This window comes from Pseudaminobacter soli (ex Li et al. 2025) (genome assembly GCF_029892515.1).
In the GTDB taxonomy this organism is placed as follows: domain Bacteria; phylum Pseudomonadota; class Alphaproteobacteria; order Rhizobiales; family Rhizobiaceae; genus Pseudaminobacter; species Pseudaminobacter soli_A.
Window position 1 is genome coordinate 25,638 of sequence record NZ_JARXVF010000012.1, and the last position, 16,058, is coordinate 41,695.

Genomic DNA, 16,058 nt, shown 5'->3' on the forward strand with positions numbered 1-16,058 from the left:
CGGCCCAGAACGCCGCACCCCGTGTGCTAGTTCCGAAACAACGATTGAGGCCGCCGCCGGCCGACCTCAGAACGGGTTCCAGGTCGGTTGCTGCGTGAGCTTCAGATAGCCGAGATTGACGCCCAACCGCGCGCCAACGCCCGTCCGCACCGGCACGAGCAACATATTGCCGTTTCTCATCACGTTGAAGCCGACGCCCGCGATCACATAGGCAGAACCCGAAACGCCGCCGAACCGGTCATAGAGATTGGACACGTCGTCCAGATTGTAGACCAGCATCATGGTGCGCGAGCCCTGGCCGCCGAAATCCCAGCCAAGCGACGGCCCCTGCCAGAAGACTTTGTGGTCGCCGGCGTTCTTCGTGTAGAGCGTGCCTTCGCCGTAGGTCAGGCCGCCGATCAGGGCGCCGGAGCCTTCCTCGCCGAGAATGTAGCCGTTCGGCAGCCCATAAGAGGAGAAGATCTTCTCTATCGCCGAGGCCAGCCCACCGGAGGTGGCGCCAAAGAAGCGATGGCCGGAATCGACAATCTCCTGTGCGGTATATTCCTGCGCCCGCAGCGCCGATGATGAGAATGCCATGATGCTCGACACGGCAAACATCACTGCGATCATCCGGAAAAGGGTCCGGTCCAAAAGTCGGAAAAGCATACTTCCAATTTCTCCGTCCGCGAGCACACCCGCCGACGCCTCTGCCCTTCGCGGCTCTTGTTCGGCCGCTTCTAAGGCGTTTCCTGCAAACTATGTCGTAATCCTTTTTCAACCATTAAGCTCTCACATGAAGATGGCCGATCGAAGGCTGGCAGAGACCCTTGCCGCTGGTTTTTCGGGCTTGCGACCTGGTTGAGGGATGGTCGGGAAATACCGCCATCCCGGTTCAGGCTGTATCATGGCGGCGAAATGATTCGTCAGGACCGGGCGACAAACCGACCGGCCCGTTTTTTGATTTTGGGGACTAAATTCCATGGCTGAAACTTTTGCCCTGTCAGCGCCCGACCTTGCCGCCCTTCTGTGCAGCCGGGTTTGCCACGACATCATCTCGCCCGTCGGCGCGATCAACAACGGCCTGGAATTGCTCGACGAAGGCGGCGCCGACGAAGACGCCATGAACCTGATCCGCACCAGCGCCCGCAATGCCTCGGCGAGGCTGCAATTCGCCCGCATCGCTTTCGGCGCGGCGGGTTCGGCCGGCATGCTGATCGACACCGGCGACGCCGAGGCGGTCGCCACCGCTTTCCTCAAGAATGAAAAGCCGGAACTCGTCTGGAACGGACGCCGTGCGCTGCTGCCCAAGAACAAGGTGAAGCTGCTGCTGAACATGGTTCTGGTGGCCAATGCCGCCATTCCGCGCGGCGGCAAGATCGACGTGACGCTTGATGACGTTGACACCGAGCCCAAGTTCCTGATCCGGAGCAGCGGCCCGATGCTCCGCGTCCCGCCAAAGTTCCTCGAGCTCCACTCCGGGAACAAGCCGGAGGAAGCCATCGACGCGCATGCCATCCAGCCTTACTACACGCTGCTTCTGGCGCGCGAGGCCGGCATGACCATCTCGATCCACGCAACGCCCGAGGAAATCACTTTCACTGCTGCAACGGCCAGCACCGAATCCGCTAGCACTGAATCCGCCGGCACCGAATCCGCCAACTGATTCCTCGCTTCCAAGCCGGCTAAGACCGCGTCTGACAAGAAGAGCCCCTGTTTTTCAGGGGCTTTTTTATGCGCTTGCTTTCGCCAGAACGGCCTGGTCGGCGTACGAGACGCCCCCAAACTCAGTATTTTACTGAAACTTTACCTAACCGGTTTCCCGGTTTTTTACGTCACCCGGCTAAAGTGCAGTCAATACCACCCGACACTCTCGGCTCAGGCAGGGAAGGCAAGGAGAACGGGACATGAAACGCTGCATGTTCGTCGATGATTCAAGCGTCGTACGTAAAGTCGCCAAGCGCATACTTGGCGGCCCGGACATGGTCGTGATCGAAGCCGCGAGCGGCGCCGAAGCGATCGACATGTGCAGCATCCAGATGCCGGAGATCATCGTGATCGACGGTGCCCTGCCCGACATGCCCACCGAAGACGTGATTCGGCGCATTCGTTCCATTCCGAGCCTGATCAAGCCGCGGATCGCGATCTGTCTGATCGAGTTTGATCTTGGTGCCATCATGCGCGCCAAGCGCGCCGGTGCGCAGGACTATCTGCTGAAGCCGTTCGACCGTTCCCAGCTTCTCGCCCGTTTCCGGAACCTCGACGCCGCCTGAGGCAGCCCCAAAAGCAAAAGACCCGGCAAAGCCGGGTCTTTAAAAGGGGAAAATCTGTTTTTGTGCGAAGCGTTAGGCGCTTTCGCGGATTTCCTCGGGCTCGCGCAGCACATAGCCGCGGCCCCAAACCGTCTCGATGTAGTTCTGGCCGCCGGAGGCAACGTCGAGCTTCTTGCGCAGCTTGCAGATGAAGACGTCGATGATCTTCAGCTCCGGCTCGTCCATGCCACCGTAGAGGTGGTTGAGGAACATTTCCTTGGTCAGAGTGGTGCCCTTGCGCAGCGAGAGCAGCTCCAGCATCTGGTATTCCTTGCCGGTCAGGTGCACGCGCTGGCCGCCGACCTCTACCGTCTTGGCGTCGAGATTGACGATCAGGTCGCCCGTCGAGATGACCGACTGGGCATGGCCCTTGGAACGGCGAACGATTGCGTGGATGCGGGCAACCAACTCATCCTTGTGGAAGGGCTTGGTCATGTAGTCGTCGGCGCCGAAGCCGAGACCGCGCACCTTGTCCTCGATGCCGGCCATGCCGGACAGGATCAGGATCGGCGTCTTCACCTTGGACAGGCGCAGCGTCCGCAGAACCTCGTAACCCGACATATCGGGGAGGTTCAGGTCCAGGAGGATGATGTCGTAGTCGTAGAGTTTGCCGAGATCGACGCCCTCTTCGCCGAGATCCGTCGTGTAGACGTTAAAACTTTCAGACTTAAGCATCAATTCGATGCTCTGTGCGGTCGCACTATCGTCTTCAATCAGCAGAACGCGCATTTCAATCCCCTTTTCTGCCGCCAGACCGTCTCGCCAACCCCGGGGCAGTGATTGCCTGGCCAACAGGCTGCCATCTAATGGTTAACAAAACCTAATTTCGCTTCGCAAGCCATATCAGATTTTTTAACCCTTAGATACACCCTCTTGAATCTAATAATGAATCTCAGAGCCGAACTCTTAACGCGCTACCTTAACAAATGGCAATAAGCGATTCATTCGATTCCGCTTACGGTCGTTAGCTTTCGAAGCTGAATTTTTACCGGCCCTTAAGCCCTGGGCCGTATGATTAACAATGCCCGTAAACGAATGGTTACCGACGCGAATAATCTTTAGGAATTTGTTTCCTTTCGCGACGGTAGCAGGGCCTATCGCGAACGGTCGGGCCTACTGGGCCGAATGAAGCGGTTTGTTTGGAGTGTATGCGTGCCCGGGAGTGTCGAAGCATGAAGTCACGTGAGAACCTCGTTAGGCTTAAGCAGTTTCAGGTGAGCGAAAAACGCCGCCAGCTGATGCAACTCGACATGATGATCGCCGAATTCGACCGCATGGCCGGCGAGCTTGATGCGCAAATCGTTGCCGAGGAGAAAAAGGCCGGTATCACCGATATCAACCATTTCGCCTATCCAACCTTCGCCAAGGCAGCGCGCTTGCGCCGCGACAATCTCAAGAATTCGCAAGCCGACCTGATGCAGCAGAGGGCCGTCGCCGAATCATTACTCGCTGAGGCTGAAGCGGAGCTTTCCAAAGCGGAGCTGCTGGAGTCGCGCGACTCAAAGAATCGCGACGCTCCCGACACTCGCAGCGCCATGATCGGCTGACTAAGCACGATCCGATCGCGACTCGCATTCCCCCTGCCCGGAACCACGGCTCCATGGTCGAGCATTCATTTGGTTTCGGGGCAGGCAGTGGAGTCGCACATCGCGGCGGCAACCTGGCCGCCTGCGGCTTTCCACCAAGGAAAGCCCGATCCCCGAGAAAATAAGCTAGACCAATTGCGCCTTGAGCGGGAGGAACCGCTCAAGGCGCAATTGCTATGGGCATGCCGAAGCTTCCGAGCAGCAGAACGGCTGAACTCAGCCCGTGCGGACAAAATCCACACACGACACGCGATGTAGTGGCTGGTTGGGGCATGAAAAGCCCGGCCGGCGGCGGGAGCCTGAAACGGCAGCGGCCGGACTAAAAGCCCGGCCGGATGCTCTTTTGTTGGATCTGCCGAAGGGCCGTTTTGGCCTTTAGTGGCGATATTGCTGAATGCGGGTCGTCCGCAGCCCGGCCAGGCCGTATTCGTCGATCGACGCTTGCCAGGAAAGGAATTCTTCGGTGGTCAGCTTATAGCGCTGGCAGGCTTCGTCGAGGCTGAGAAGGCCGCCTCTCACGGCCGCCACGACCTCTGCTTTACGTCTGATAACCCAGCGCCTCGTGTTCGAGGGTGGAAGATCGGCAATCGTAAGCGGGCTGCCGTCAGGCCCAATAACGTATTTGACACGCGGTCTAACCAGATCGGTCATAGTACTCTCTACACAAAACTCAAAGACCCAATCGGGACCACCTTACCGCCCCAGCTTTAAAAATTGCCTAAACCCGCAACAAGGCTTGATTAATAAACGTAAACCTTTCGTTCACCATAATTCCGCCCCTCAAGGCCCCCATTCGGTGGGCCGAGCTGTGCCGGACGAGCGCCCGGAACTGGCCCGATCGGCGGCGGTGGTACTTTGCCGTCGCTTGACCTATATTCGGCGCGTTGGCATGAAACGCCCGAAAAAGCTGAAACGGACTACCTTCAATGAACAGCCTGGACCTGCCCGGACGGCCTGAAGACACCCGCGTCGTGGTTGCGATGTCGGGCGGCGTCGATTCTTCCGTCGTCGCCGGCATTCTGAAGCGCGAGGGCTATGACGTCGTCGGCGTAACGCTGCAGCTCTATGATCACGGCGCAGCCACTCATCGCGCCGGCTCTTGCTGCGCGGGCCAGGATATCGATGATGCACGGCGCGTCTCGGAAACCCTCGGCATTCCGCATTATGTGCTGAACTATGAGAAGCGGTTTCGCGAGGCGGTGATCGACCCCTTTGCTGCCAGCTACATGTCGGGCGAGACGCCGATCCCCTGCGTTTCCTGCAACCAGACGGTCAAGTTCGCCGATCTGCTCGAGACCGCGCGCGAACTCGGCGCCGATGCGCTGGCAACCGGTCACTACATCCGCAGCCGAGCCAATGGCGCGCACCGCGCCCTTTATCGCCCGGTCGATTCCGACCGCGACCAGAGCTATTTCCTGTTTGCCACCACGCAGGAGCAGATCGACTATCTGCGCTTTCCGCTCGGCGGGATGTCCAAGCCCGAAGTTCGCGCCATTGCGGAGGAGCTTGGCCTTTCCGTTGCCAACAAGCAGGACAGCCAGGACATCTGTTTCGTGCCGCAGGGCAAGTATTCCGACATCATTGCCAAGCTGAAGCCGACTGCCGCCAATCCCGGCGACATCGTCCACATTGATGGCCGCGTGCTCGGCCGGCATGACGGCATCCTGCGCTATACGATCGGCCAGCGTCGCGGCATCGGCGTCGCCTCCGGCGAGCCGCTTTATGTGGTGCATCTGGATGCCGAGCGCGCCCGGGTCATCGTCGGCCCGCGCGAGGCACTGGAAACCCACAAGATTTTCCTGCGCAACATCAACTGGCTGGGCGACACGCCCATCGGCGAGATTGGACCGGAAGGCATCGAGTTGTTCGCGAAGGTTCGCTCGACGCGCCCCCCTCGCCCGGCAATGCTGCACAATCGCGACGGCGTCACCTGGGTCGAGCTCGGCGACGGTGAGTCGGGCATCGCGCCGGGGCAGGCCTGCGTTCTCTATGAAGACGACGGCAATGACGCCCGCGTGCTGGGCGGCGGTTTTATCGAGCGCTCGGAGCGGGGCGCCGAAGCCGAGGCCATGCTGTCGAGGCTTGCAGCGACTTCAGGCCCGGTCGCCGCGGAATAACCGCCAGCAACCGAGCGACATGCTCTATCCAGTTTTGGTAGGTTTCTGCCCCGCTCTCGCGCGGGGCTTTTGCCGTTCAGCCGTGCCCGATCGAACCGGCGGTCAGGATGCCCAGCACCGTGATGGCTTCTTCGCCGCTAGTTCGCGGTGTCGCACGCGTCTGGATGCAGGAAATAAAATGCTCCAGTTCCCGCGTCAGCGGCATGCCTTCGCCAACGGGCACGTAGGTCGGCTCGTTGGCGGTGAAGGCCCAATGGCCGCTGTCCTGCCAGACGGCATGGCGATAGACGGCCAGCTTGCGCTCCCACGGCTCGACATCGTCGAACACGGCCATCGCCTTGGTGCCAACGACGGTGAGACGCCGCTCGCGATAGGGATTGAGCCGCGAAGCAAACAAATGGCTGCGCAGGCCGTTGGGGAATCGCATGTGCAGATGCGCAAAATCGCTGAGATGGTCGAGGACCGCAGCCCCCTCGCCGCGCGTCTCGATCGGCGCCTGGCCGGTAATCGCGAGGATCATCGACAGATCGTGCGGCGCAAGATCCCACAGCGCATCGTTCTCGGTATGGAACTTGCCGAGGCCAAGACGGTGCGAGTGAATGTATTTCACCTCGCCGAGTTCGCCCTGGTCGATCAGTTCCTTCAGCTTTTCGAAAGCCGGATGGAAGCGCAGCACATGGCCGACCATGAAGACGCGATCATTGGCTTCCGCCGCAGCTACCGCGCGCTTGGCATCGGGCACGGTAAGCGCGATCGGCTTTTCGACCAGCACATCCTTGCCGTTCTCGACGGCCTTGATTGCGCTCTCGGCATGATATTGCGGCGGCAACGCCATCACGATGGCATCGACATCCGGCCGCGTGAAAAGCACATCGGGGTCGATTGCCAGGCATTCTTGTTCGCTCGCAAAGCCCTCGGCGCGCGCGCGGTTGGCGTCGGAAACCGCATACAGGGCTCCCAGGCCCTTCAGGGTGCGGATATGGTTCGAGCCCCAGTATCCACATCCCAGGACGGCAATTCGCGGCTTCATCAGACTTTTGAACTCAACAGATAGCTGGCGGAGACATAAAGGCACGCAGGTTGGAACTCAACCCCGGCGCCCGTTGGAAACCGTCAAACATGGCCGTTTTTCGGCTGCTGTGATTTCTTTCCACGGACATGCGCTCTGCGCTTGACAGGCCCGGCATCGCAACCTTATATCCGCCCGACCTTAGCGAAGCGCTTCGAAACGTCCTGCCGGTTCCGGCGAGTTTCAGTGTCTTCTGCTGTGGGGCGGAGTAGCTCAGTTGGTTAGAGCAGAGGAATCATAATCCTTGTGTCGGGGGTTCAAATCCCTCCTCCGCTACCATCAATCCCCCCGACAGGCCGGGTGCAGTAGCACAAATGGCCGGGGGTGTGGCGTTAAATGCCATCCACGGACTGCGAATCTCGACGGTCGGCTCCTTGCGCCATCCGTCGGCTTTGTGCACCACCACGCTGTCCAGAAAGAACCGGAACGCTTCTGACAGAGCGTGGTCACCTTCCATGTCGCCCCGCTCCATCATTGCGCGCAACTCTGTTGCGCAGTTCAAAACCTTCTTCAGGGCGGCAGGGTGAATATCGATCACGTTTTCCGGCTGCTCATTGCCGAGGTCGGCCAGTTTGTTCTCAATCTCCATCTTTTTCGCGTGTGCTGCTTTCACGCGCCCATCGAGCACCGCCTCAACGCCGACGCCGCGCATGAGCAGGTCAGTGAGCTTCTCGACCTCATGGTTCAATTCACCCAACTGCCGCTCCAGCTTCGACCGCTCGCTGACTTTGTCGCCCAACTCCTTCCGAGCCTCGGCCCGCGCATTCTTCAGAAGCACGTTGATGTCCTCGGGCGATGAAAAGAGCCCAATGACCATGTCGATCACCTTGCGCTCTACGACTTCGACGTAGGTCATGACCGGGTCGGGACAGCTACCGCTTTCATGGTGTCGCGAGCATTGGATGCGCATCTTTTCGGTCTTGTCGCGCCCCTTTACGGACATGCCGCCACCACAGCAGCCGCACCGCAGCAGGCCAGAAAGCAGCCGTTTGGCCCTCCGCTGTTTACTAGGAGGCACATGGGCGCACTCTTCCTTCAGCCGCTGGACCGCGTAGAACGTCTCGTCATCGACAATTTGGTAGTCAGGCTCTTCGCGGGTGACATGCTCACTCTTGTCCCGTGGCCGGATGACGCGCTTCTCAGCTTCGCCAACCACCTTCCGCAACTGATTCTTGTTCCAGGTCGGGCGGCCCACGTAGCGTGTATTGTTGAGGATACCCGTCCCCCGCGCATTCGTCCCGTTGATAGTGGAGGCATTCCAGTGACCTCCACGAGGGGCAGGAATGCCGTCCTTGTTCAGACCTTGCGCAATCTCCCGAGCCGTATGGCCTGCGAGACGCTCTGCAAAGATGCGGCGGATGACTTCCGCCTCGGCCTCGTTGACCAGAAGGCGGCCCTTATCGGACAGCTTGTCCGTAATCTCATGCTTCAAATGGTAGCCGTACGGACGCCCACCCATGTGCAGTCCGTCGCGCTCAAACTTCGGCTTCATGCCCCGATGGACTTTGCGGCCTGTCTCCTCGCGCTGTTCCTGGGCCATAACGGCATGGATACCAGCCGTCATCTTTGTGAGCCTGCCCCCGTTGTTCACAGCCCAAATCTCGAACCCGTGGAACTCGGCTTCATCCATGAGGGCCGTCATATCTGCGGCGCGGCGGCTGATGCGATCCGTATGCTCAGCCAGAAGAATGTCGATCTTCTTATCCAGGAGCGCCTGAATGGCTGCTTGGGCTCCCTTACGGCCCTTGAATGCACTCCCAGAAATGGCATCATCGCGGAACTCCTTCACGACTGTCCAATCGGGTTGGCCCGCCGCATATTTGCGGCAGTACTCGATCTGATCGTCGTTGGACCGCTCATCCGAACCGTCGTGTGAAAACCGCCCGTAAATCCCTACCCGCTTCATTATTCACCTGCCCGAGTTTGGTGCTTTTCGTGCTCTTCACGCACGATACGGGTAGCGAGGGCTTCCAAGAAGCGCTGCCAACCAGCAAGCGCTTCCGGAAACATTTGGTTTTGGTTCTGATTCTCCTGGCTGAAATTGCCAGAACATATTGTCGTCATTGAAAATGCTCAGAGGTGCACCGCCTAATGGGCGGGACCGGGGATGGCTACCCGGTCTCTGAGACTCGACGGACAGACGGCTCCGAAGCTCTACATTCATGTGTGCGGGGTCCTGACGGGATAACGAATTGCCGTTCGATGCGGGGAGAGGTGTCTGGCGCAGCCGGATGAGAGGGCTGCGCCAGAGGCTGACAGAATCTTTGGCCGATGTTCCTCAACCGGCGGACACAATTGACCGCCTCTCGGCACGAGAAAAATGCCCAGCCCAGATATCAGTTGTCGAGCCAACGGAGCTTGTAGTGGACCATCTCGCGGACTGTCTCAAACCGCAGCACCTCCACCATGATCGGCTGATCGTAGCCGTCAGGGTGAGGCACGACAATGATCGGTAGGCTGTCACACTCCACCGTCATCCCATTCTCGGTGCACCACTCCTCAATTTCGTCGCAGAGCCGGATGTACGGCCCATTATTGTCGCTGGAGATGAGGAGGTCCTCATCAGCCTCGATCAGGTGACCGAACCAGTCATCTGGAAAGAGTGATTTTCCAACTGCTGACTTAATGGAGAAATCGGCTCCGAGAATTTCAGTGTAGATTGCTTCAAATTCATCAATAGTCATAAAAATACTTTAAATTCAGTTGTAAGATAAATGATTAGTTAGATTATGTTCTTTTGTAACCTTTGCCGATGGGCACGGTCAACAGAAACCATCATGTGAGCCTCACGCCACGAACTTCAAAGTTCGTGACCGACAATACTCACACCGGTACTTCGATCCTGATCGACCGAGCGATCTTCGCACGTGGCGTCGGAGTGAAGTTCTTCCGATGAGGCTCGCGGCTGCCGACAATATTGCTGGGGCTCTCGCAGTATGACTAAATACGAGCATCGCCCCATCAGGGCACATATACCCTCTGGCGGATTATCGGGGGCCACCGCCACCCCAAACCAGTAGCTGGGACTTTACGAGGCGAGAACGGGTGATGCCGAACGCCGCAGACCGGCGCGATGAGGCAGGGGGGCCGACGAGATCGACGCTGCTCGCGACGGGTTCAACCCCGCCAAGGCGTCAAAAAGAGGATCGCTATGTCTGACAATTGACATCGATCCGTCCGCACCCGGTCGAGAGGAATTGGCTTGGTGCGGAAGCTCGTGCCGCAAGGCACGTAACCGCTGGATGGGCGCGCCGCTCATCGAGAAGGGCGAACACAAGCAGGGCTCGGGCAGCCACCTGCTCCGGATTAAAGCCGGTACGTCGCCAGTTCCCGGCTGATACTCAGCGAAGGATATGACCCTTCAACTTCTCTCCCTGCTCCTGAACGAGGACGACACCCGTGGACCGGGGTCTATATGCCTTTTCAGGAGCAGGGGGATAGAAGTGAGCCTTAATCTAGCGAATTGGATAAAGAATCATCCATCGCATGGTTGGATGGGCTGATAAGCGCCAGCTTTCAGACCAGACAACAGCCCGGCGAAACGAAGTGGAGCTTGGGCTCATGATCCCTGATCTGTAACAAGCCCGACCTTTATAGGCATAGACACGACGCGAGACGCGGCTTCATGCCTTTTGGATCACATTGGCTGGCTCATCTAAGGGCAGAGTCAGTTTGAGCGAGGCTGGGTGGAGGCGGCCATTCTCCGAAGTGCCACACGATGTCGGCTGAGCGGCGCGAAGCATTCGATGGTCAAATTTTCGACGAGCCAAGCAGTGACACTGCCGCCCGATATGATAACCCTGCACGGCATGGCAATATCTCAGAAATCCATCAAGATTCTCTGGTCAGCCGCTGGTGGGCGCTGCGCGTTCCCTGGCTGCTGGGAACGGCTCTGTTACCACGAAGCCAAGGGGGCCACGCCCTATACGCTGGGAGAGATGGCCCATATCTGCGGGGACAAGCCCGATGCCAATCGGCATGATCCAGATCAGACGGACGCCGAACGGGATGACTATCAGAACCTAGTTCTGCTTTGCCCTACACATCACACGCTTATCGACCGCAAGGAAAACGAGCCCGCCTATACAGTCGCGGTGCTGCACGAGATGAAAGCCGCGCACGAAGCACGGGTGCTGGAGCGATTGGACAAAGACGAATCTCTGACGAAGGCAGAGCTTGCCCGCACGATCCTGCCGCTGCTGGAAGAAAACAGGCAGTCCTGGGCGCAATATGGACCGATGTCCGAACTTGCGCGCACCCAGCCTCACAACGAAGCCGCGCATGCGGTTTGGCTCTCCGAGCGGCTGTCCGTCATCATACCGAACAACCGCAAGATCGCGAGCCTGATTGAAGAGCACAAAGCGCTGTTCGACACAGGCGAACAAGAAGCCGTTGCCGCATTCCTGATGCATGTGCGCAGCTACGAACAATGGGTAGAAGATTCAATACCATATGCAGCGGTGAGGCGATTCCCGCTGAATTTCGACGAACTGATCAGGGGGATTTCAGGTGGCGGCGCATAGCGCGATTTTTCCGTGGCCGAGTCATTACGGTCACTACAGATTTTTTGAAGGCCAGATAATTCGGCACGGTAAGGTTGCTTCTCTGAAGTCAGAAGGGAGCGGTGCCTATCAACTGACCCGCACGCGAGGCGACGCGCTGCGCGTATTCATCTGCGAGTGTTACGCCTTTGGAATTGCTGAATATTTCGAGACCATCGAGCAGCTTGGCCGCCTCGATGCCGTGATCATCAATTCCGCATGGTGCGGTTACTCACCCGATGCCAAACGCCATTGCCGCGATGAAAATGTCGGTCTGTTCAGCATAGGAGAGTTTATGGGGGCGCTCCACCGTGACGACCATTGGGCATACCTGACCGACAAAGAAGAAGAGTATTTTAGGAAGCAGGGTTGGCTGTGACGCGCAGCGTCACGGTCTATGGCTTTGGTTCCGCCTTCGCCGATGTCGCCGCAGCCAATGATGTCGATCTACTGATCATCCATCCAGAAACTAACGCGGCCTCTTGCGAGCTTGCTATCCGGTGCAAGCACCATTTGGCAGAGCACATCGCCCGCGTGCATGTGACCATGCTCTCGGCATCCGAAGAGGCGCATTTTCAGTTCATCAAGAGGGCGCGGGCGCTCGGCCTTGGGATAGTGCGAAATAGTCATCTACAAAAGGATTTCGAAGCTTTGCTCGTTGAAATCCAAAAGCGCTCGGCGCAGAGCCTAGTCCGAACTATGTAAACGACATTTCCGTTTTCCGGGTATTCGGCTTCTGACGGGCTGCCGACATCAAGCCGGGTTACCTGTCGAAGTCCATGAAGAGAGAGTTCGCACCCCGACGAACTCGAAAATCCAAGAACTGCTGGAGCGCCTTTCGTGATTGAGACACCTTCATCTTTTCACGTATGCCTAGCTTCGCGGAAATCTCCGCGTAGGTAGCACCGTCATATCCATCAGGCGCAAAGATGGTGTCCCAGTAAAACTCTCGACCACCTCTTGGCTTGTCTGCAATTGCGCCCTCCGTATCTCCAGTGAAGATGTGTACGCACATCCCATCGCAGTAACCGATGACTGCCCTGGCGACTGCCCGCTCACCAGCCGCCGATATACGACGCACGAAATCCTCGGCACCAAGCGCGTCCATCATCGGCTGCGTCAAGCCGCCGGGGTAGCCTGAATTGGCGTGATCGAGGAGAATTAGGCCAGCGTGCTCGACAATGCACGGCATGAGCAGTGATTTGTAAGCAGAAACCGCCTTGTGGCGGACCATTGTCGCAAGATCGACCTCAAGAGGCTCATCGGTTTTTACGTCGGAGAAGACGAACTTGAACCTTTCCCCGACCAATTGGTCCGTGGCGTCCTCCGCTTTATAAGTAGTGGCCTCTTCGATTGCAGCGATCTCTTGTTTCTTAAATTCACTCCGGGTGGCGTAGTAAATGCTGATCTTGTTCATGACGCCATATCGGTCAGGATTTCGGCGGCAGCCGCTGTGCGGTCATTGCCATAGGCCGGGATAACTTCGATGTTGCGCTGGTGGAACAGCCTGTTTTCGAAGTCAGATGGATTTTGGACGATTATGTAGGCACGTCTGCCCGAGAAGCTGTTTGGTAGCTGTTGGAACGTCTCGTTTACAGTCTGGAATAGATGAGCAATGTTAATATCACGGAAGCTATATCCGATGAACAACACGGCTCTTCCGAAGAGGTCTGAGCGCAGCTTCAAGTCCATAGGTCCATCCAGCCTCATCCTTCTGTAATAATGACCTTCCGACATGACCATTTCGTCCGGGTGATTTAGGTCGCCATGAAACTTGATAACTTGAGTATCTGTACTGTTGAACCCCATATCCTCTTCGGTCGCTATGACATGAGCAGGTCTCCCGAGCGCAGAAAACGACCTTTCTAAGAAATCATCATAATTTGTAGTGTAAAAAATTGGACAACTCGAAAGCGCGGCAAGCGTCCTATGTAGAATTGAATCTTTCAAGACACTTTCTGGCGTATCAAGTTGCTTTACCATCCAGTTTATTAGGGGTGCAAAATTTTTCTTCCTGACCCTGAAATACTCTAGGATTTGTAAATCCGTGCCACGCATGCGGATAAGCTCAGGGTCGTCATAGCCAAGAATGCGGGCCGCTTCGTTGACCATCTCGCTCCAGCTTGGCCCCCTCAGAGGATTGCCTGCCCCGTCGTTCCAAGACACAGACATAGAAACTCCGGCCCCCACGAAGGGCAGCACGCGGCTCTGGCGGTAGAGGCGCTTCAATTCTGCGGGACAGGTGTGCGGCATCACGGCTTTCTGGCAATGATTCTGGTTAGTGAGTGGTGGTGCGGAATTCCGTTATGCGGATGCGCCTCATGAAGGTCCGAATCCGATGCGTGGGAGAGGCTCCAACGAGCGTACCTAGAGACATACCAAGTGTGCGGCAGGAGTGTTGGACAGAACCCAGGGTGGGCCGAGAGATCGTGAGAGCGGTCATTAAACGCGCAAACAATATTGAGGCCACCCTTTCGCGTGGCATCTTGCACGCGGGCAATTATGCTTTCTATGCTGGAGGCAGCGCGAAGGCAGTGAAAAAGCCCGTAACAGATGACGACATCATACCGCTCGCGCCCACAAACAAAGTCAAGCACATCTTGGTTGAACCACCTGATCTGCGCGTCAGCGAAGGCGTTTCTTCCATTAGTGATCGCAGGTAATGAGCAATCGACTGCATCGACCTCGCATCCCGCGCGTGCAAAGGCAGCAGAGTTCTTCCCCTCTCCGCAACCTAAGTCCAGCACCTTCGTTGATGATCCGAAATTGCCAGTTGAAAGCACTTCCTGGACGAGAGAACCCGGCTGAGTACCCCAAAGGCATGGCACAGCCATATATCCGTCGTCATACCCTCCGCCATGTAATTCCTGCTTCACATCATAGCCCAAGTTCTGCAATGAGCCTTTCGACAACAAGCTCATAGTCATCCAATCCGAACCAGTTATATATTACTGCATCAGCGTCTTGAATCAGGAGCCTAACTTCCGATTCGACTGGTGCATTATATATTCGCATAAACTCCGATAAAGACATTCCAGGAGAATTTGCTTCCCTTATACTATACAACTTGTATGCGACATCTGGCGGCGTATATACAAAAATCGTAGAAACCGTCCGCGTAGAAATATCCTTTAAACGTTCGAGGGTTTCAAGCTGTCTAACTCCATCTATTATGATGCGCGGCTCTTGCATGGCAGCCACGTCATCGAGGATGGCTTCCGCAAGTCTACGAGGACCGTTTTGCTGTGTAATGAAGTCGTATGCCTTGACTTGAAACTCGGAACGGGGAGTGATCGGGACGGGAGGAATGTCGAGCAACCTTGCTAAGACCTGTCCTGTATTGACTTGCCGGTATCCAGCCCGTTCGCACAGACGGTTAGTCGTGATTGACTTTCCAGACCCAATGGAGCCTGCGACACATAGGATATGAGGTTCTCGAAACGCATTTGGGCGAAGCACCTTCAACGAGGGGCGACTGATCACAACTCCCTGGAAAAAGGTTCGCAAAACAAGCTGTGACCAGTACTCAAAGTCGAGAAGGTCTATCTCGGAGCCGACAGTTTTCATCCAGCGAAGCTGATTTATGGACGCTTCGCCTCTCTGAGGGTTTTTCCACTCTGGAGTTTCAGGAGCCCAATATCTGAGGACAACCGCGACATGGCGTATACCGATATCTGACGAGTCGTCGTTTAAGAAACCAAGTACCTCGATCTCGTCTGGGTCAACCTCTGGCCTATCGGACCCAAGCTTTAGCTCTTCCGAAATCTCGCGCGCGGCGTTGGCCTTAATGCCACGGTCGGAGAACGTCAGAATGCTGAGGTCGTCCTCGGTAACATGTCCGCCAAATCCAACACATCGAGCGCCACGCAGGAAGGAGGCTGCACGATTATACTGTCCCCTCCGGAACGAGAGGATTTTGTCCCGCTGCTGGATGATTGTGTAGGTGACAAACTGCTTAAATTCCGAATTTACCTCAGCCTCAGTTCTTGGCAGGTGCGTAAGTCGGCCCGATGAGATGAGGCGCTCCAGGATGGCGTTGTAGTTTACGTCAATACCCTGGAAATCAAGGACATGTCTGTATGCGTCCTTTGGAACAACCAGAACTTGCTCTGATGCGGGAGCAGGCGCGCGACGGATCGCGGTGTATTCCTTCAAAGCCACCTCAACATTCGGATCGGCTTTGGGTGTCTGTAATAATTCCCTTAGATAAAATTTGCCGGGTTCGGTGCGAAGGAACCGCGAAGCCTCTCCTCTCTTCAGAATTTCCATACTGAGGCGGGCCTGCATAGACTTTTGCGGTGTTCGGCTGATGTCCTTATCGGCAAATAGCCCGTCATCCAGTCCGAATGTCACAATCTGTCGTGCCGTGAGTGGGCGGCGATGCCGCCGGAGGACAGCTTCGGCCACCCACAGGTACGTAGTGTGTTCGACTGCCCCCGTCTCCACTTAGCCCT

General features: G+C 57.0%; 17 protein-coding genes, 1 tRNA gene and 1 pseudogene. 9 read left to right on the forward strand and 10 right to left on the reverse strand.

Going from position 1 to position 16,058, the window contains the following annotated elements:
- Positions 1 to 66 precede the first annotated feature (66 nt).
- Positions 67 to 612, reverse strand: coding sequence for a DUF1134 domain-containing protein (locus M2281_RS27430; RefSeq protein WP_280824382.1), 546 nt, complete (start codon positions 610 to 612; stop codon positions 67 to 69).
- A gap of 349 nt (positions 613 to 961) precedes the next feature.
- On the opposite strand from M2281_RS27430, the gene chpT reads away from it, so the two are divergent.
- Together chpT and M2281_RS27440 are read left to right on the forward strand one after the other, a co-directional pair.
- The gene (gene chpT / locus M2281_RS27435) at positions 962 to 1,645 is read left to right on the forward strand and encodes a histidine phosphotransferase ChpT (RefSeq protein ID WP_280824383.1); all 684 of its coding nucleotides are present in this window, start codon (positions 962 to 964) and stop codon (positions 1,643 to 1,645) included.
- Between the two features lie 241 nt (positions 1,646 to 1,886).
- Entirely contained in the window at positions 1,887 to 2,252 is a 366-nt protein-coding gene (locus M2281_RS27440) for a response regulator (protein WP_280824384.1), read from the forward strand.
- 72 nt (positions 2,253 to 2,324) lie between these two features.
- Here the strand turns inward: M2281_RS27440 and ctrA are convergent, their stop codons facing one another.
- A complete protein-coding gene (gene ctrA / locus M2281_RS27445) occupies positions 2,325 to 3,020 on the reverse strand; it encodes a response regulator transcription factor CtrA (RefSeq protein WP_280824385.1) in 696 nt (231 codons plus the stop codon).
- A gap of 443 nt (positions 3,021 to 3,463) precedes the next feature.
- Between ctrA and M2281_RS27450 the strand changes: the two genes are divergently transcribed.
- Positions 3,464 to 3,838, forward strand: a complete 375-nt coding sequence (locus M2281_RS27450) for a flagellar export protein FliJ (protein ID WP_280824386.1) — start codon at positions 3,464 to 3,466, stop codon at positions 3,836 to 3,838.
- A gap of 414 nt (positions 3,839 to 4,252) precedes the next feature.
- Here the strand turns inward: M2281_RS27450 and M2281_RS27455 are convergent, their stop codons facing one another.
- Positions 4,253 to 4,528, reverse strand: coding sequence for a DUF1153 domain-containing protein (locus tag M2281_RS27455; protein ID WP_019173843.1), 276 nt, complete (start codon positions 4,526 to 4,528; stop codon positions 4,253 to 4,255).
- Between the two features lie 275 nt (positions 4,529 to 4,803).
- On the opposite strand from M2281_RS27455, the gene mnmA reads away from it, so the two are divergent.
- Positions 4,804 to 5,994 carry a tRNA 2-thiouridine(34) synthase MnmA gene (gene mnmA / locus M2281_RS27460; RefSeq protein ID WP_280824387.1) on the forward strand — a complete coding sequence of 397 codons (1,191 nt, stop codon included), beginning with the start codon at positions 4,804 to 4,806 and terminating at the stop codon, positions 5,992 to 5,994.
- Positions 5,995 to 6,070: 76 nt separating this feature from the next.
- Here the strand turns inward: mnmA and M2281_RS27465 are convergent, their stop codons facing one another.
- Positions 6,071 to 7,024, reverse strand: coding sequence for a Gfo/Idh/MocA family protein (locus M2281_RS27465; protein ID WP_280824388.1), 954 nt, complete (start codon positions 7,022 to 7,024; stop codon positions 6,071 to 6,073).
- Positions 7,025 to 7,265: 241 nt separating this feature from the next.
- On the opposite strand from M2281_RS27465, the gene M2281_RS27470 reads away from it, so the two are divergent.
- Both M2281_RS27470 and M2281_RS27475 read left to right on the forward strand, forming a co-directional pair.
- Positions 7,266 to 7,342: transfer RNA gene (locus M2281_RS27470), tRNA-Met, on the forward strand.
- A gap of 244 nt (positions 7,343 to 7,586) precedes the next feature.
- The gene (locus tag M2281_RS27475) at positions 7,587 to 7,862 is read left to right on the forward strand and encodes a hypothetical protein (RefSeq protein ID WP_280824389.1); all 276 of its coding nucleotides are present in this window, start codon (positions 7,587 to 7,589) and stop codon (positions 7,860 to 7,862) included.
- Positions 7,863 to 7,886: 24 nt separating this feature from the next.
- Here M2281_RS27475 and M2281_RS29295 read toward each other — a convergent pair.
- Both M2281_RS29295 and M2281_RS27485 read right to left on the reverse strand, forming a co-directional pair.
- Positions 7,887 to 8,969 (reverse strand): annotated as a pseudogene (locus M2281_RS29295) (recombinase family protein); the annotation flags it as partial.
- 430 nt (positions 8,970 to 9,399) lie between these two features.
- A complete protein-coding gene (locus tag M2281_RS27485) occupies positions 9,400 to 9,747 on the reverse strand; it encodes a hypothetical protein (RefSeq protein ID WP_280824391.1) in 348 nt (115 codons plus the stop codon).
- A gap of 1,062 nt (positions 9,748 to 10,809) precedes the next feature.
- Between M2281_RS27485 and M2281_RS27490 the strand changes: the two genes are divergently transcribed.
- Genes M2281_RS27490 through M2281_RS27500 form a run of 3 tightly spaced genes read left to right on the forward strand, consistent with a single transcriptional unit; the run spans position 10,810 to position 12,309 of the window.
- The gene (locus tag M2281_RS27490) at positions 10,810 to 11,586 is read left to right on the forward strand and encodes an HNH endonuclease signature motif containing protein (protein WP_280824392.1); all 777 of its coding nucleotides are present in this window, start codon (positions 10,810 to 10,812) and stop codon (positions 11,584 to 11,586) included.
- Positions 11,573 to 11,983, forward strand: a complete 411-nt coding sequence (locus M2281_RS27495) for a hypothetical protein (protein ID WP_280824393.1) — start codon at positions 11,573 to 11,575, stop codon at positions 11,981 to 11,983. The genes M2281_RS27490 and M2281_RS27495 overlap by 14 nt, the downstream gene beginning before the upstream one ends.
- Positions 11,974 to 12,309, forward strand: coding sequence for a hypothetical protein (locus tag M2281_RS27500; RefSeq protein ID WP_280824394.1), 336 nt, complete (start codon positions 11,974 to 11,976; stop codon positions 12,307 to 12,309). Before M2281_RS27495 ends, M2281_RS27500 begins: the two co-directional genes overlap by 10 nt.
- Positions 12,310 to 12,367: 58 nt before the next feature.
- Here the strand turns inward: M2281_RS27500 and M2281_RS27505 are convergent, their stop codons facing one another.
- Genes M2281_RS27505 through M2281_RS27520 form a run of 4 tightly spaced genes read right to left on the reverse strand, consistent with a single transcriptional unit; the run spans position 12,368 to position 16,050 of the window.
- Positions 12,368 to 13,021, reverse strand: coding sequence for a non-canonical purine NTP pyrophosphatase (locus tag M2281_RS27505; protein WP_280824395.1), 654 nt, complete (start codon positions 13,019 to 13,021; stop codon positions 12,368 to 12,370).
- Positions 13,018 to 13,857 carry an SIR2 family protein gene (locus M2281_RS27510; RefSeq protein ID WP_280824396.1) on the reverse strand — a complete coding sequence of 280 codons (840 nt, stop codon included), beginning with the start codon at positions 13,855 to 13,857 and terminating at the stop codon, positions 13,018 to 13,020. Before M2281_RS27510 ends, M2281_RS27505 begins: the two co-directional genes overlap by 4 nt.
- Positions 13,857 to 14,531, reverse strand: a complete 675-nt coding sequence (locus tag M2281_RS27515; RefSeq protein WP_342394310.1) for a class I SAM-dependent methyltransferase — start codon at positions 14,529 to 14,531, stop codon at positions 13,857 to 13,859. The genes M2281_RS27510 and M2281_RS27515 overlap by 1 nt, the downstream gene beginning before the upstream one ends.
- Entirely contained in the window at positions 14,482 to 16,050 is a 1,569-nt protein-coding gene (locus M2281_RS27520) for an HTH domain-containing protein (protein WP_342394311.1), read from the reverse strand. Before M2281_RS27520 ends, M2281_RS27515 begins: the two co-directional genes overlap by 50 nt.
- Between the last annotated feature and the right edge of the window lie 8 nt (positions 16,051 to 16,058).

Bases quoted from the DNA above. Each gene is read 5' to 3' on its own strand.
- M2281_RS27430 (WP_280824382.1), bottom strand. From the start codon at position 612: ATGATCGCAGTGATGTTTGCCGTGTCGAGCATCATGGCATTCTCATCA.
- chpT (WP_280824383.1), top strand. From the start codon at position 962: ATGGCTGAAACTTTTGCCCTGTCAGCGCCCGACCTTGCCGCCCTTCTG.
- M2281_RS27440 (WP_280824384.1), top strand. From the start codon at position 1,887: ATGAAACGCTGCATGTTCGTCGATGATTCAAGCGTCGTACGTAAAGTC.
- ctrA (WP_280824385.1), bottom strand. From the start codon at position 3,020: ATGCGCGTTCTGCTGATTGAAGACGATAGTGCGACCGCACAGAGCATC.
- M2281_RS27450 (WP_280824386.1), top strand. From the start codon at position 3,464: ATGAAGTCACGTGAGAACCTCGTTAGGCTTAAGCAGTTTCAGGTGAGC.
- M2281_RS27455 (WP_019173843.1), bottom strand. From the start codon at position 4,528: ATGACCGATCTGGTTAGACCGCGTGTCAAATACGTTATTGGGCCTGAC.
- mnmA (WP_280824387.1), top strand. From the start codon at position 4,804: ATGAACAGCCTGGACCTGCCCGGACGGCCTGAAGACACCCGCGTCGTG.
- M2281_RS27465 (WP_280824388.1), bottom strand. From the start codon at position 7,024: ATGAAGCCGCGAATTGCCGTCCTGGGATGTGGATACTGGGGCTCGAAC.
- M2281_RS27485 (WP_280824391.1), bottom strand. From the start codon at position 9,747: ATGACTATTGATGAATTTGAAGCAATCTACACTGAAATTCTCGGAGCC.
- M2281_RS27490 (WP_280824392.1), top strand. From the start codon at position 10,810: ATGGTCAAATTTTCGACGAGCCAAGCAGTGACACTGCCGCCCGATATG.
- M2281_RS27505 (WP_280824395.1), bottom strand. From the start codon at position 13,021: ATGAACAAGATCAGCATTTACTACGCCACCCGGAGTGAATTTAAGAAA.
- M2281_RS27510 (WP_280824396.1), bottom strand. From the start codon at position 13,857: ATGCCGCACACCTGTCCCGCAGAATTGAAGCGCCTCTACCGCCAGAGC.
- M2281_RS27515 (WP_342394310.1), bottom strand. From the start codon at position 14,531: ATGACTATGAGCTTGTTGTCGAAAGGCTCATTGCAGAACTTGGGCTAT.